This is a genomic window from Rhizobium ecuadorense, assembly GCF_001187535.1.
In the GTDB taxonomy this organism is placed as follows: domain Bacteria; phylum Pseudomonadota; class Alphaproteobacteria; order Rhizobiales; family Rhizobiaceae; genus Rhizobium; species Rhizobium ecuadorense.
In genome coordinates this window covers 1-233 of record NZ_LFIO01001241.1, presented here as the reverse complement: position 1 = coordinate 233, position 233 = coordinate 1, and the positions used below count along the sequence as shown (strand labels likewise).

1 protein-coding gene is annotated in these 233 nt (G+C 60.9%); it reads right to left on the bottom strand.

Translation table 11 applies throughout. From position 1 onward, the window contains the following. Positions 1 to 233 (bottom strand): LysR substrate-binding domain-containing protein (locus tag AF337_RS25820; protein ID WP_342028453.1); only part of this gene is annotated, 233 nt, incomplete at both ends.

The following is a 233-nucleotide window of genomic DNA, read 5'->3' as shown; positions in this document are numbered from 1 at the left end:
GCATCGAATATCGGGTGCCCTACCCTTGCGAGACCGACATACCGATCCTCGAAAAGAGTTTGGCAACGCAGCTCCCCGCTGTCTCGCGGGAGGACACCGATGTCCAAATCTATCGCCGCGTCCCTCAAAGCCTGAACGTCCTTGTCCGATCTCGGCGCAAAGCGAAGCCTTATCCCCGGCGCAGCGTTCGTCACAGCGGCGCTCAGACCCGCGGCGTAGAGAAGCACGAATGC